Origin of the sequence: Amycolatopsis sp. NPDC047767 (genome assembly GCF_040704195.1) — a bacterium.
In the GTDB taxonomy this organism is placed as follows: domain Bacteria; phylum Actinomycetota; class Actinomycetes; order Mycobacteriales; family Pseudonocardiaceae; genus Amycolatopsis.
Map to the genome: position 1 here is coordinate 134,941 of NZ_JBEYSJ010000012.1, position 13,359 is coordinate 148,299.

Below are 13,359 nucleotides of genomic sequence, written 5' to 3' on the forward strand. Positions count from 1 at the left end.
CGCTAGCGCGCCACGAGCTGGGCCAGCGCCCCGTAGAACACGTCGCCGATCTTCGTCGGGTCACGCGTCACGTACGCACCGCCGCCGGTGACCGCGGTGATGGCGGACAGTTCGCTCTCGTCGGCGTCCGCGCCGATGCCGATCGCGATCACCGGCAGGGGGTGCGCCGGGTCGGCGAGGCGGGTGAGGCCGGCCAGGAACGCCTCACGGGAGATGCCGGACGTGTCCTCGTTGCGGCCGTCGGTCATCACGATCACGACGTTGAGCACGCCGGGCTGCCAGTCGCGCCGAGCAACCCCGTACAGGTCGAGCACGGTGTCGTACAGGCCGGTACCCGCCTTCGGGACGGCGCGCACCGCGGTGAGCTTCGCGAGGTCGTCCGGCGTGAGGTGCTGGGCGACCGGCGCGAGCGGCAGCACCTCTCGGTAGTCCTTCGCCCCGTCGAGTCTCGTGGCGAACTCCCAGATCCGCAGCTGCGTGGAAGGCCGGAACAGGTGCAGCGCCTGCTCGGCGGCGGCCACGGTCACCTGCATGCGGTTCAAGTTCGTGCCCTGCACGCGCGCCTCCATCGAACCCGAGACGTCCAGCAGCACCTCCACCCGCGCGTCGAGGTTCACGCCCGCCCACTGGGTCAGCAGCACCTTGAGATCGGCACCCGACGGCACGGGCGCGCTGCGCTGCCCGGCTGCCTGCACGTGCGGGTCGTCGGCGTGCCCGGCCAGGGCCTGCCCGGGTACGCGGAGGCCGGCCCGGGCGAGGGCCGCCGTGCCCGCACTGCCCAGCACCGCCTGCTGCAATGCGTCGATGGCCGCGCTCTGCTCGGCCCCGGCGCCGCTTAGCCGCGCGAACGGGTAGTCCAGCGCGGGCGCACCGGCCGAATACACCGCCACCAGCGGCGAAGCCCCCGAAGCGGCGTTGTGCTGCACCACGGAGCTCTCCGAAGCCGGATACGCCGTCCCTCCCCCGCCGCCGACGGCGAACCGCCGCAGCACCGCCGCGAACGCCCCCGCCGGGTCCGGCGCCGAACCCACCACGTCGCGCAGCCCGACCAGCGCCGAGGTGCCCACCGGGTCGCGGGCCGGGTCCGGCGTGGTGAGCACGGCGCCCGGCGCGTCGACGACGTCGGTCCAGGTCAGCGTGCGCTCCGGCCAGCCGAGCCCGCGCGCGGTGTCTTCCGCCACGGCCAGCACGACCGGGGAGCTCGCCACCGACGGTCCCGACTCCGGCACGTCCGTCGCGCCGAGCTGCCGGGCCCGCTGCAACGCGATCGTCGAGTCCGGCACCCAGACCTGCGCCCGCTCCCCTCCGGGCGCGCCGAACTCGGCGACGGCCTGCGCGGTGTCGCGCGGGCGGATCTCGTACGACCGGCAAGACGCCGAAAGTCCCTGCGCCACTTGGGAAAGCACCGGGGCGACGTCGGGCGACGCCGACACCAGCACGTGCCCCTTCGCGCACCGGCTCTCCAGCGTGGCCGCGGCCCACACCGAGCCACCGAGCACGAGCAGCACGGAAACAGCCAGCGGCGCCAGCAGCCGGCTTCGTGCCCGCACGCTCGAATGACGCCCCATCGGCGCGTCCCTCCTGCTCAACGCAGGTTAACGCCGCCGCGGCCCGCCGCCGTAGGACGAACGGCGTAAAGCGGGACTCGTACCTGAGGGGGAGCCAGGACCCGCCTCACGCGGGATGTGCCGGGCCGCCGCACGAGCGACCATGGACCGACCACGAGAAACGGGGGCAGCCGTGACCACACCGACCAAGTCCGAGCAGCGCCGGGCCCGCAACGCACTCGCCCGCCAGGGCGCCGTCGTCGCCTTCGCACTGCTGATCGCCGCCATCACCCGCTGAAAAAACCGGCCGGCCGCGCTGAAAAAAAGCCGCCGCCGCTCCCCCGGCCAAGGGAGAGCGGCGGCGGCCGGCGACGCGAAGAACTCAGACCGGGATGACCGTCGGCACGATCATCGGCCGGCGCCGGTAGGTGTCGGCGACCCAGCGGCCGACGACCCGGCGCACCGCCTGCGCGATGCGGTGGGTGTCGGTGATGCCCTCGGCCTCCGTGCGCGCCAGCTCCATCTCCACGAGCGGCACCACGCTGTCGAGCGCCTTCGGGTCGTCGGAGAACCCGCGCCCCGAGACCGTCGGGCTGCTGACCGCGCGGCCCGTGCTGGAGTCGACCGCGACGCTGATCGAGATGAAGCCGCCCTCGCCCAGCACCAGCCGGTCGGACAGCGTCGACTCGCCGACGTCGCCCACCGACAGGCCGTCCACGTACACGTGGCCCACCTCGACGCGGCCGGTCCGCGAAGCCTTGCCGTCGACGAGGTCCACGACCACACCGTCCTCGGCGATCACCACGTTCTCCGGCGACACGCCCGTGCGGATGGCCAGCTCGCCGTTGGCGCGCAGGTGCTTCCACTCGCCGTGCACCGGCATCACGTTGCTCGGGCGGACGGCGTTGTACAGGTAGAGCAGCTCGCCGGCCGACGCGTGGCCGGACACGTGGACCTTCGCGTTGCCCTGGTGCACGACGTTGGCGCCGAGCCGCGTGAGGCCGTTGACCACGCCGAACACGGCGGTCTCGTTGCCCGGGATCATCGAGCTGGCGAGCACGACGGTGTCGCCCGCGCGGATCGAGATCTGCCGGTGCTCGCCGCGCGCCATGCGCGAGAGCGCCGAGAGCGGCTCGCCCTGTGAACCGGTCGAGACGAACAGGACCTTGCTCTCGGGCAGCGTGCTCGCCTGGTCGAGGTCCACGAGCAGGCCGTCCGGCACCTCGAGCAGCTTCAGCTCGGCGGCGATGCCCATGTTGCGGACCATCGAGCGGCCCACGAACGCGACCCGGCGGCCGTGCCGCACGGCGGCGTCGAGCACCTGCTGCACGCGGTGCACATGGCTCGCGAAGCACGCGACGATCACGCGCTGGTCGACCCGGCGGATCACGTCGTCGAGCACCGGGCCGATGTCGCGCTCGGGCATGACGAACCCGGGCACCTCGGCGTTGGTCGAGTCGACGCAGAACAGGTCCACGCCCTCGTCGCCCAGGCGCGAGAAGCCCGCGAGGTCGGTGAGGCGCCCGTCGAGCGGCAGCTGGTCGAGCTTGATGTCGCCGGTGTGCAGCACGACCCCGGCGGGCGTGCGGATGGCGACCGCGAGCGCGTCCGGGATCGAGTGGTTCACGGCGAAGAACTCGAGGTCGAACGCGCCGACCTTGCGCCGCTCGCCTTCGCGCACCTCGATGAGGTTCGGCCGCTGGCGGTGCTCCTTGGCCTTGGCCGCGAGCAGCGCGTTGGTGAAGCGCGAGCCGTAGATCGGCAGGTCGGGCCGCAGCCGCAAGAGGAACGGGACGGCGCCGATGTGGTCCTCGTGCCCGTGGGTGAGCACGAGGCCGTCGACGTCGTCGAGCCGCTCCTCGATCGCGCGGAAGTCGGGCAGGATCAGGTCGACGCCCGGCTGGTCGTCCTCGGGGAAGAGGACGCCGCAGTCGACGATCAGGAGCCTGCCGTCGTACTCGAAGACGGTCATGTTGCGTCCGACCTCGCCGATGCCGCCCAGCGCGACGACGCGCAGGGCGCCTTCGGGAAGGGCGGGCGGGAGGTTCGTGGGTCCGGGTCCGGGGGGAAGTGAGCTCACCGGGGCAAGGTCCCAACGCTGGTGTGTGAGGTGGGGGCGACGTAGGCCGCCTGGGAATCCGCTTGTGCCACCCGTGCACCATGCCAGTCCTGGGCCGCGCTGTCGCCCAGCGGCACGCCGCCCTGGGCGAGATCGGCGGCGATCAGGGCACTTTGCTCCTCCGTGGCGGGCACGACGGGCAGCCGCGGGTCGCCGATGTCGAACCCGCGCAGCCGCAGCGACGCCTTGGCGAACGCGACCCCGCCGACGCGCGACATCGCGCGCATCACCGGCAGCATGGCGCGGTGGTTGGTGCGGGCGGTGGAGGTGTCGCCGTTCTCGTACGCGTCGATCATCGCGCGGATCCGCCCGGCCACCACGTGGCCGATGACGCTGACGACGCCGACGCCGCCGACCGCGATCCACGGCAGGTTCAGGCCGTCGTCGCCCGAGTAGTAGGCCAGGTGCGTGTTGGCGATCACCTCGGAGCCGGCGATGAGGTCGCCCTTGGCGTCCTTCACCGCGGCGATGCGCGGGTGCTCGGCCAGCCGCAGCAGCGTGTCGACCTCGATGGGCACGATCGAGCGCGGCGGGATGTCGTAGAGCAGCACGGGCAGCTCGGTGGCGTCCGCGACCGTGGTGAAGTGCGCGAACAGGCCGGCCTGGCTGGGCCGCGAGTAGTACGGCGTGACCACGAGCAGGCCGTGGGCACCCGCCTCGGCGGCGGCGCGGGCCTGCTCGACGCTGTGGGCCGTGTTGTTGGTGCCGGCACCCGCCACCACGGTCGCCCGGTCGCCGACGGCCTCGACGACGGCGCGGATCAGCGCCGTCTTCTCCTCGTCGCTCGTGGTCGGGCTCTCGCCGGTGGTGCCGTTCACGACCAGTCCGTCGTTGCCCAGCTCCACGAGGTGCTCGGCGAGCTCCTGGGCCCGCTTCAGGTCCAGCGCGCCATCGCGGTCGAACGGCGTGGCCATCGCGGTGAGCACGCGGCCGAACGGGCGTCCGGGCGCGGCAGTGGGTGGGGTGGACGGTGCAGTGGACATGGTGTTGACGGTACCTCGTCGAACGGGTGAACCCGGGCCCGACCTGGTGAAGATCGGAGATTTTCCCGGGTGAGCGGGCCCGGGGCGGAACTTCTCGCCCCGGTCACTTGATCTTAGTGGTGATCTGCGCCGGGATCTGGGCGTTGCCGGGCTTCGCCAGCACGCAGTAGAAGTCGCGGTTGTAGTCCCGGTGGTCCTCGGTGGGCACCAGCTCCCACTCGTGCTGCGTGGGCACGATCGCCTGATAGGTGAGCCCCGCGCGCTGCTGCTCGGGCACCGCGGACGAGTGGAACGACGCCGCGCAGCGCGCTTCGGCGAGCCGGCTGACGGACTCGAGGCCCGGGTAGGCGGCGACCTTCGCCTCGTCGTCGGCGTAGCTCTCGACGGGCAGCACCGAGCCGATGTCGTAGACCTCGAGGGTGTGGGGCTTGTCGCAGGTCGTGCTGTTGTCGTCGCTGATCACCACGCCCTGCTGAACCGCCGCGTTGTAGCAGCGGTAGTAGGTGCCGATCTCCGCCTTGAGGAAGCCGTCGGGGCCGAAGGTGACGGTGGGCCGCAGCTGCGGGTCGGTCTTCGGTGACCACACGGGTTTGCCGAGGAAGAAGCCGCCGGCCAGCGCGGCGACGGTGAGCACGGCGGCGCCGGCGAGCCACCAGCCGCGGCGGGAGCGCTTCGGCGCGGCGGCGACGGCCGCCGGGGCGGTGGTGAGCACGGGGGCGGTGCTGCCCGACGGCGGCGTGGGCGGCTGGCCGGCCGCGGTGGCGAGGAGGTTGCGGGCTTGCGGGGCCGTGAGCCGGGCCTCCGGCTTGGCCACGAGCAGCCCCAGGATCGCCGCGGCGAGCGGGCCCTGGCCGCGGGTGAGGTAGGGGACCTCGGTCATGATCGCGTGCAGCGTCGCGGCCGTGGTCGGGCGTTCGAACGCGACGATGCCCTCCACGGCGAAGAACAGCGTCGCGCCGAGCGACCACAGGTCGGACTCGGGCATGGCCTCGCGGCCCTCGACGCGTTCGGGCGCCATGAACGCGGGCGAGCCCACGATCACGCCGCTCGTGGTCAGGCGCGGGTCGTCGACGGCGTGCGCGATGCCGAAGTCGGTGAGCTTCACGCGGCCGTCGGGCGCGACCATGATGTTGGCGGGCTTCACGTCGCGGTGCACGATCCCGGCGGCGTGCGCGGCCTGCAGCGCGGCGAGCACGCGGTCGCCGATCACCGCGACGTGCGCGGCCGGCATCGGGCCCTGGCGGCGCACGAGGTCGGCCAGCGTCGGGGCCTCGACGAGCTCCATCACGATGAACGTGGTGCCGTTGTCCGTGATGATGTCGTAGACCGTGACCACGGCGGGGTCGTTGAGCCGCCCGCCGGTGCGGACCTCGCGCAGCACGCGTTCGGAGAACACCGCTTGGCCTTCGGTGTCCGGCAGCCGCAGCTCCTTGATGGCCACCTGCCGGCCGATCACCTGGTCCTGCGCGCGCCACACCACGCCCATGCCGCCGCGGCCGAGCTCGCCCAGCAGCAGGTAGCGGCCGGCGACGAGCCGCGGCCCGGGCGCCGGGCGGGTCGGGTCGTACGGGCGCGTCTGTTCGTCGGTCACGGGGCCGGGCTCCTCGTTCGGGGTCGCGCGAATGCTAGTCGGACCGCGCGGGGCCCAGGCCGGTTCCTTCGGGTTTCCCTGCGGGGCTCAGCCCGTGACGGTGAGGTAGATCAGCGCGATGTTGAGCGTGATGATCACGGCCGCGACGCACCACGCCAGCACGGTGGTGATCCGCCGGTTCACGTCGGTGCCCATGAGCTCCGCGTCGGACGTGAGCCGGATCAGCGGCACGAGCGCGAACGGGATGCCGAACGACAGCACCACCTGCGACACCACCAGCGCGGCGCTCGGGTCGGCGCCCAGCGCGAGCACCACGATCGCCGGCGTGAGCGTGACGAGCCGGCGCACGAGGATCGGGAACTTCTTGCGCAGCAAGCCTTGCATGATCATGGCGCCCGCGTAGGCGCCCACCGACGTGGACGCGAGGCCCGAGGCCAGCAGCCCGATCGCGAACAGCAGCGCGACGGTCGGGCCGAGCGCGGTGGCGACGGCGCCGTGCGCGCCCTCGATCGAGTCGACGCCGGGCAGGCCCTGCAGGTTGGTGGCGGCGAGCAGCAGCATGCCGAGGTTGACCGCGCCGGCGAGCAGCATTGCGAAACCGACGTCGTAGCGGGTCGCGCGAAGCAGGCGTCGCCGCTTCTCGGGCGCGGGCGTGCCGTGGCGGTCGCGGACGAGACCGGAGTGCAGGTAGACCGCGTGGGGCATCACGGTGGCGCCGAGCATGGCGGCGGCGATCAGCACGCTGTCGGCGCCGTCGAAGCGCGGCACGAGCCCGCTGGCGATCCCCGACGCCGAGGGCGGCTCCACGAACAGGCTCGCCAGGAAGCCGATCGCGATCACGGCGAGCAGGCCCGTCACCACGCGTTCGAACGTCCGTTGGCCACCGCGGTCCTGCACCGCGAGCAGCGTCAGGGACACCAGGCCGGTGATCAGGCCGCCGACCACGAGCGGAAGGTCGAACAGCAGGTTCAGCGCGATGGCGCCGCCGACGACCTCCGCGAGGTCGGTGGCCACGGCGACGACCTCGGCCTGCGCCCAGTACGCCAGCCGCGCCGAGCGGGGCAGCCGTTCGCGCAGCGCCTCGGGCAGCGACCGGCCCGTGACCAGGCCGAGCTTCGCCGACAGGTACTGCACCAGCACGGCCATCAGGTTCGCCGCGACGATCACCCACACCAGCAGGTACCCGAACCGCGCACCGGCGCTGATGTTCGACGCGACGTTGCCCGGGTCCACGTATGCCACGGCGGCGACGAACGCCGGACCGAGCAGGGCCGAGCCCGCGCGCAGGCGGGCGAGCCGCCGGGGCCGGACCGCTTCCGCCACCGCCATCACGTCGCCCTCCGTCTGTCGGGTGTCCCAACTCGAAGTTTAGGCATGCCGAACTTTCCAGGGCAAGGGTGGGCTCTACCACCAGCCGGTTGGCCGTACCGGACGACGACGGCCCTCCGTCCTCGCGGGCGGAGGGCCGTCGCGACCGGTTTCAGGCGGGCAGGCCGACCTCGTGGCCGGCGTCGCGGAACGCCTTCACCGCGCGGTCGAGCTCGGCGGCGCGCACGAGGATGTGGTCGGTGTCGAAAGTGGACAGTGAGAACAGCGCGACGCCGGCGGCGGCGAGCTCGGACGCGAGCGCCGAGATCACGCCGGTGAGCGTGAACTCCAGCGGGCCGCGCACGCTCATCAGGCGCCAGCCGTGCTCGACGACACCACCCGAGGGCTCGCGGCCCGTCGGGCAGATCACCGAAAGCTCCTCCGGCGTGCGGGTCACGGACACGAGCGCGGGCCCGGCCGGGTCGAGCAGGTCTGTGGGCACCGGTGCGTCGGCGGGCAGGCGCACCACCGAGTAATCGCCCGGGCGGACGTCGATCGCGAGTCGTTTCATCAGCCTTCGAGCACCTTCGGGCTGGACGCGACCTCGGTGCCGTCGGGCAGGGTCGAGATGGTGAAGTCGGCGAACACGTTGCCCGCGGCCTTCTGCAGCTCCCGCAGGCATTCGATGGCCAGCGCGCGGATCTCGACGTCGGCGTGCTCGGTGGCGCGCATGGCCACGAAGTGGCGCCAGGCGCGGTAGTTGCCGGTGACGACGATGCGCGTCTCGGTGGCGTTCGGCAGCACGGAGCGAGCGGCCTGGCGGGCCTGCTTGCGGCGCAGGGTGGCGTTCGGGGCGTCGGCGAACCTCTCCTCGAGCCCGGCGAGCAGCTCGTCGTAGGCGTCGGCGCTGGCCTGCGCGGCCTTGAGGAACTTCTCGTGCAGCTCGGGGTCGTTCGCGATCACGTCGGGTTCGACGAACGCGGCGTCGCGCTCGGGGACGTAGCGCTGCGAGAGCTGCGAGTAGGAGAAGTGGCGGTGGCGGATCAGCTCGTGGGTGAGCGAGCGCGAGATGCCGGTGATGTAGAAGCTCACGGAACCGTGCTCCAGCACGGAAAGGTGACCGACCTCGATGATGTGGTCGAGGTACCCGGCGTTGGTGGCCGTCTTCGGGTTCGGCTTCTTCCACGACTGGTAGCAGGCGCGGCCGGCGAACTCGGCCAGAGCCTGTCCCCCGTCGGCGTCCGTCGTCCACGGCACGTCCTCCGGCGGGAAGAACTCCGTTTTCGCGACCAGCTGCACTCTGGGCGACACGGTCTCGACCACGTCAGCACTCCCTCTCCCGCTTGCGGCTCCCGGCCCGCACTCTAACCGCTTGTGTGTTCGACACCGGCGTGACACCACTTGATGTCACCGCTTCCTTGACTGACGTCACCAGTGACGTCATAGTGGCGTCATGGACCTGACGCCGTACATCGCGAACCTTCGCGAAGACCTCGCGAACACGGCCTCCGCCGGGGACGAGCAGACCCGGCGCACGGCCGCACTCCTTTCGTCCGCACTCGAACCCGCGGCCCGGCTGACGTTGATGAACGCACTGGCCGACCTCGCCGCCGAGGTGACCGCCGCCCTGCCGGGCCAGGTCGTGGACGTCCGGCTCGACGGCCGCGACGTGCGCGTGGTCGTGACCGGTGCGGCCGAGCCCGGCGAGCCGGCGCGGACGGACCAGCCGCGCACGCCGCCCCCACCGATCGACGGCGGGGACATCTCGCGCATCACGCTGCGGCTCGTGGAGCAGATCAAGAGCCAGGCCGAGCAGGCGGCGGCCGCGCAAGGGGTCTCGCTCAACACGTTCGTCGCCCAGGCCGTGCAGGGGGCCCTCGGCCAGGCGCAGCACCACCAGCAGCGGCACCACCAGGGCGGCCGCTCCGAGACCAAGCTGCACGGCTGGGTCCAGAGCTAGAAGGGGGAAGCGACGATGAGTGAAGACAAGTCCGATTGGGACAAAGCCGCCCAGGAAGCCGCCCAGGAAGCCGCCGAGGAAGCCGTCGCGGGTGCGGCGGAGGAGGCGGTCGCTTCGGCTGATCTCGGTTCGTCCACTTCGGACGATCCGCTGGTGCGTGCGCAGGAGTTCGAGGCGGACGGCCCGCTGGAGCTCGACGTCGGCGTGACGATCGGCCGCGTGGAACTGGTGCTGGATCGCGAGTCCGGCGCCCGGGTCGAGCTGCGGCACGACGCGGGCGAGCAGCCGCCGTGGGTCAGCGGGGTGAACAACCTGCTGTCGTGGGTCGGCGAGCGCTTCGGTGACCAGCTGGGCGTGACCGCGGACGCTTCGCCGGCCGATGCGGTGCGCCAGGCGCGGATCGAGAAGACCGGCAACCGGCTCGTGGTGCGGGCGGCGAAGGCGTGGCAGCTGCGGAACGTGCCGGTGTCGGTCACGGTGCACGCGCCGAAGGGCTCCCACGTGGAGGTCCGCGCCGGCGCCGCCGACGTCACGGTCACCGGCACCGCCGGGCGCGCCGACATCCTGACCGGCTCCGGCGAGGTCACGCTCGAACAGGCCGACGGCGCCGCCATCGTGCGCACCGGCACCGGCCGCGTGAAGCTCGGCCCGACGCCCGCCGGCCTCCAGCTGCGCACCGGCAGCGGCTCGGTGGAGGCGGCCTCCGTCTCCGGCTCCGCCACGCTGGCCACGGGCACCGGCAACGTCTGGCTCGGCTCCGTCACGGGCGAAGTCATGGCCCGCACCGGCAGCGGCGACCTGTCCGTCGCCGAAGCGGCCTCCGGCACGGTCGACCTGATCACCGGCTCCGGCGAAGTCCGCGTGGGCATCCGCCGCGGCATCGCGGCCGAAGTCGAGCTCGCCTCGTCCGCGGGCCGCGTCCACAGCGAGCTGGACGTCTCCGACGTGCCGCCCGAAGCGGGCGCCACCCTGCGCGTCCGCGCCCGCACCGGCACGGGCAACGCGGTGGTGACCCGCGCGGCCGGCTAAGGGGGAGGCTGCGGGCCGGACCGAGGCATCCGGTCCGGCCCGCCGCTTCGTATCCGCAGCGGCCTTGGCGCCAAGTCCTTGTCCCGCAGGGCATTTCGGCTCGGGTCGGCTCGCGGCAGCGGCACCGCCAGGCATTGCGCCGCCGGCACCGGCCCGTTGGTCACGGGTGCGGCTTCCTCCGTTCCGGGCATCCGGCCCGGCCTGCCGCGTCTCGCGGGCCGCCGTCTCCGGCGCGAACGCAGCCCGCCAACGCAGTCAGGGCCGGCTCAGCGCACGGCACGCGCAAACAACGCGACCGTGCCGCCGCAGCACACCCCACTCCGATGCGAAGCCTTGCCCCGCAACGCGTTCGGGCCCAGCTCACCGCAACACACTGGACAACCGCACCCGCCAAGGCGCCCCGCCTGCCGCGAGGTGAACCGCTCCCCCGCTTCGGTTACCCGTTCCGGCCCGCCGCTTCTCGACGGCCACCTCCAGTGAAAGCCCTTGCCCCGCAACGTGTTCAGGCGCCGGTCAGCGCACGGCGCGTGACAGGGCCTCCGCCAGGTCGCCGCGGGGTCCCACCGCGACGCCGTCCAGGCCGAGCCACGCCGCCATGTGCGCCAGCTCCCCCGCGAGCTCGGCGGCGACGCGCGGGACGTCGGCGCCCTCCTCGGCGAACGAGCCCTGGACGCGCAGCACGCCGGCGGCGCGGTCGGACTTGAGGTCCACGCGGGCGGCCAGGGAGCCGTCGAGCAGGAACGGGAAGACGTAGTAGCCGTAGAGCCGCTTGGGTTCCGGCACGTAGATCTCGATGCGGTAGCGGAAGCCGAAGAGCCGCTCGGTGCGGGCGCGTTCCCAGATGAGCGGGTCGAACGGGCACAGCAGGGCCCGGCCGGTGATCGCGCGGGGCGTGCGGGCGGCCGTGTGCCGGTAGGCGATGCCGCGCCAGTCGCGGACCTGGACGGGTTCCAGGGTGCCCTCCTCGACCAGCTCGGCGACGGCCTGGCGCGCGACGTCCGGGCCCAGCCGGTAGTAGTCGCGCAGGTCGGTCTCGGTGGCGACGCCCAGCGCGCGGGCGGAGCGGTCGATCAGGCCGCGGGCACCCTCCTCGGCCGACATCTGCCGGGACAGGATCGCGGGCGGCACCACGCGTTCGGTCAGGTCGTAGAGCCGCTCGAACGACCGGCGCGTGCCCGTGGACAGGCGACCGAGGCCGAACAGGTACTCGCACGCCTTCTTGACCACCGAGCGTTCCCACCACGCGCCCGGACCGCGGCCGGCGACTTCCGCTTCGAGCGCCTTCTCGATGGCGCCCGCGCCGATGGGGCCGTGTTCCTTGACGATCGCGAGCACGTCGTCGATCAGGCCGGGCACGGTTTCGACCACGCGCGTGTAGTTGCGCCACCAGCCGTCGCGTTTGGCGCCGGAGCGCAGGAGCGGCCAGTCTTCGATCGGCAGCAGGCTCGCCTCGTGGGCCCACGACTCGACGAGCATCCGCGGTCTGCGCGCGCTGTCGGCCCAGGCGGCGTCGTCGAGGAGCGCCTGGTCGTAGGCGCCCAGGCGCGAGAACACGGGCATGTAGTGGGCGCGCACGGCGACGTTCACGGAGTCCAGCTGCAGCAGCTGAACGCGCGAAAGCACCTTGGCCAGGTGCCGGCGGGTGGGCGGCGCGGCGGGGCGCGCGTCGGCGAACCCCTGGGCGGCCAGCGCGGTGCGGCGGGCCGCTTGAAGGCTGATCGTCTGCATGGTCGGTCCATCGTGCCAGCCGCCCCCGACAGTTTCCGCGACGGCGGGCGGTAGATTCCCCTGCGTGAGTGCCGCCGAAGTCCGTCCCGCGAGCCTGTCCGACGCCGCGGAGATCGCCCGCATCCAGCGCCTCACCTGGCGGGCGGCCTACACCGACCTGCTGGGCGCCGAGGCCATCGACGCGCTGGACGCCGCCGACCTCGAAGGCACGTGGGCCGAGACCATCGAGTTCCCCGGCACGCGCGTGTACCTCGCGGTGGAAGGCGAGTTCACCGTCGGCTACTGCGTGGCCGGCCCCGCGCCCGCCGACGAGATCGCCACGGCCGACGGCGCCGCCCCGCCCGACGCCGCCACCACCGCGCTGATCGCGACGCTCGTCGTCGAGCCGCGCTGGGGCCGCCGCGGGCACGCGGGCCGCCTGCTCGGCACGGCCGCCGCCGACCTACGCCGGGACGGGCTCGACCGCGGCGTCACGTGGGTCGCGCAGTCGGACCACCCGACGCTCGGCTTCTACCGCCGCGCGGGCTGGGCGCCCGACGGGACCGTCCGCACCCTCGACACGGGCCGCGGCACACTGCGCGAAGTGCGCCTCACCGGCACGTTGCAGCTGGAGCTCACGCACTGACGGCGGGCTCTTCGCGCTTCGCGAAGACGACCCAGCGCATCACCGAGTACATGAACACGCCCTCGCACGCCCCCGCGATCAGCCGCGACAGGTGGTACTCCATGCCCAGCGCGGCGAGCCCGGCACCCACGCCCAGCAGGAACGCCGCGTAGTTCACCCCGATCGCCACCACGTACAGCACCGCCTGCCGACCGACGGGCGCGTGCGAGCGGAAGTTCAGCGCACGGTTGAGCACGAAGCTGAGCCCGAACGCGAGCACGTAGGACGCGCTGATCGCCAGCCACACCGGCCAGCCGAAGCCGCTGTGGAACACCGTCAGCAGCCCGAGGTCGACGCCGAACGTGAAGCCGTTGATGATCACGAACCCGAGGAAGCTCGGCGCGACGAGGCGCGACAGCCCGAAGGGCAGGACTCGGACGACGGCCGCGCAGAACCCGGCGAAGCGATCGGCGAAGGGCACGTCGGTCAC

12 protein-coding genes are annotated in these 13,359 nt (G+C 72.9%); 3 read left to right on the forward strand and 9 right to left on the reverse strand.

Going from position 1 to position 13,359, the window contains the following annotated elements; genetic code table 11:
• Positions 1-2: 2 nt before the first annotated feature.
• The 7 genes from AB0878_RS22560 to thyX all read right to left on the reverse strand — a co-directional run bounded on the left by AB0878_RS22560 (position 3) and on the right by thyX (position 8,871).
• Positions 3-1,568: a substrate-binding domain-containing protein gene (locus AB0878_RS22560; protein WP_366582209.1), complete on the reverse strand. Its 1,566-nt coding sequence runs from the start codon at positions 1,566-1,568 to the stop codon at positions 3-5.
• A 361-nt stretch (positions 1,569-1,929) separates the two neighbouring features.
• Positions 1,930-3,627: a ribonuclease J gene (locus AB0878_RS22565; RefSeq protein ID WP_366582210.1), complete on the reverse strand. Its 1,698-nt coding sequence runs from the start codon at positions 3,625-3,627 to the stop codon at positions 1,930-1,932.
• Positions 3,624-4,649 (reverse strand): 4-hydroxy-tetrahydrodipicolinate synthase, encoded by a 1,026-nt coding sequence (dapA, locus tag AB0878_RS22570; protein WP_366582211.1) that lies wholly within the window; start codon positions 4,647-4,649, stop codon positions 3,624-3,626. The genes AB0878_RS22565 and dapA overlap by 4 nt, the downstream gene beginning before the upstream one ends.
• Before the next feature lie 103 nt (positions 4,650-4,752).
• A complete protein-coding gene (locus tag AB0878_RS22575; protein ID WP_366582212.1) occupies positions 4,753-6,240 on the reverse strand; it encodes a serine/threonine-protein kinase in 1,488 nt (495 codons plus the stop codon).
• Positions 6,241-6,327: 87 nt separating this feature from the next.
• Positions 6,328-7,569: an Nramp family divalent metal transporter gene (locus AB0878_RS22580; RefSeq protein ID WP_366582213.1), complete on the reverse strand. Its 1,242-nt coding sequence runs from the start codon at positions 7,567-7,569 to the stop codon at positions 6,328-6,330.
• A gap of 151 nt (positions 7,570-7,720) precedes the next feature.
• Positions 7,721-8,119, reverse strand: a complete 399-nt coding sequence (locus AB0878_RS22585; protein ID WP_366582214.1) for an ACT domain-containing protein — start codon at positions 8,117-8,119, stop codon at positions 7,721-7,723.
• Complete coding sequence (gene thyX, locus AB0878_RS22590; RefSeq protein WP_366582215.1) at positions 8,119-8,871, reverse strand: FAD-dependent thymidylate synthase; 753 nt, start codon at positions 8,869-8,871, stop codon at positions 8,119-8,121. Before thyX ends, AB0878_RS22585 begins: the two co-directional genes overlap by 1 nt.
• Positions 8,872-9,001: 130 nt before the next feature.
• Here thyX and AB0878_RS22595 point away from each other — a divergent pair, with 130 nt between their 5' ends.
• Together AB0878_RS22595 and AB0878_RS22600 are read left to right on the forward strand one after the other, a co-directional pair.
• Positions 9,002-9,508 carry a toxin-antitoxin system HicB family antitoxin gene (locus tag AB0878_RS22595; RefSeq protein WP_366582216.1) on the forward strand — a complete coding sequence of 169 codons (507 nt, stop codon included), beginning with the start codon at positions 9,002-9,004 and terminating at the stop codon, positions 9,506-9,508.
• 15 nt (positions 9,509-9,523) lie between these two features.
• Complete coding sequence (locus AB0878_RS22600; protein ID WP_366582217.1) at positions 9,524-10,537, forward strand: DUF4097 family beta strand repeat-containing protein; 1,014 nt, start codon at positions 9,524-9,526, stop codon at positions 10,535-10,537.
• A 513-nt stretch (positions 10,538-11,050) separates the two neighbouring features.
• Here AB0878_RS22600 and AB0878_RS22605 read toward each other — a convergent pair.
• Complete coding sequence (locus AB0878_RS22605) at positions 11,051-12,265, reverse strand: crosslink repair DNA glycosylase YcaQ family protein (protein WP_366582218.1); 1,215 nt, start codon at positions 12,263-12,265, stop codon at positions 11,051-11,053.
• Positions 12,266-12,329: 64 nt separating this feature from the next.
• Here AB0878_RS22605 and AB0878_RS22610 point away from each other — a divergent pair, with 64 nt between their 5' ends.
• Positions 12,330-12,890 (forward strand): GNAT family N-acetyltransferase, encoded by a 561-nt coding sequence (locus AB0878_RS22610; protein ID WP_366582219.1) that lies wholly within the window; start codon positions 12,330-12,332, stop codon positions 12,888-12,890.
• On the opposite strand, the gene AB0878_RS22615 is transcribed toward AB0878_RS22610, so the two are convergent.
• A complete protein-coding gene (locus tag AB0878_RS22615; protein WP_366582220.1) occupies positions 12,880-13,359 on the reverse strand; it encodes a GtrA family protein in 480 nt (159 codons plus the stop codon). The genes AB0878_RS22610 and AB0878_RS22615 overlap by 11 nt on opposite strands.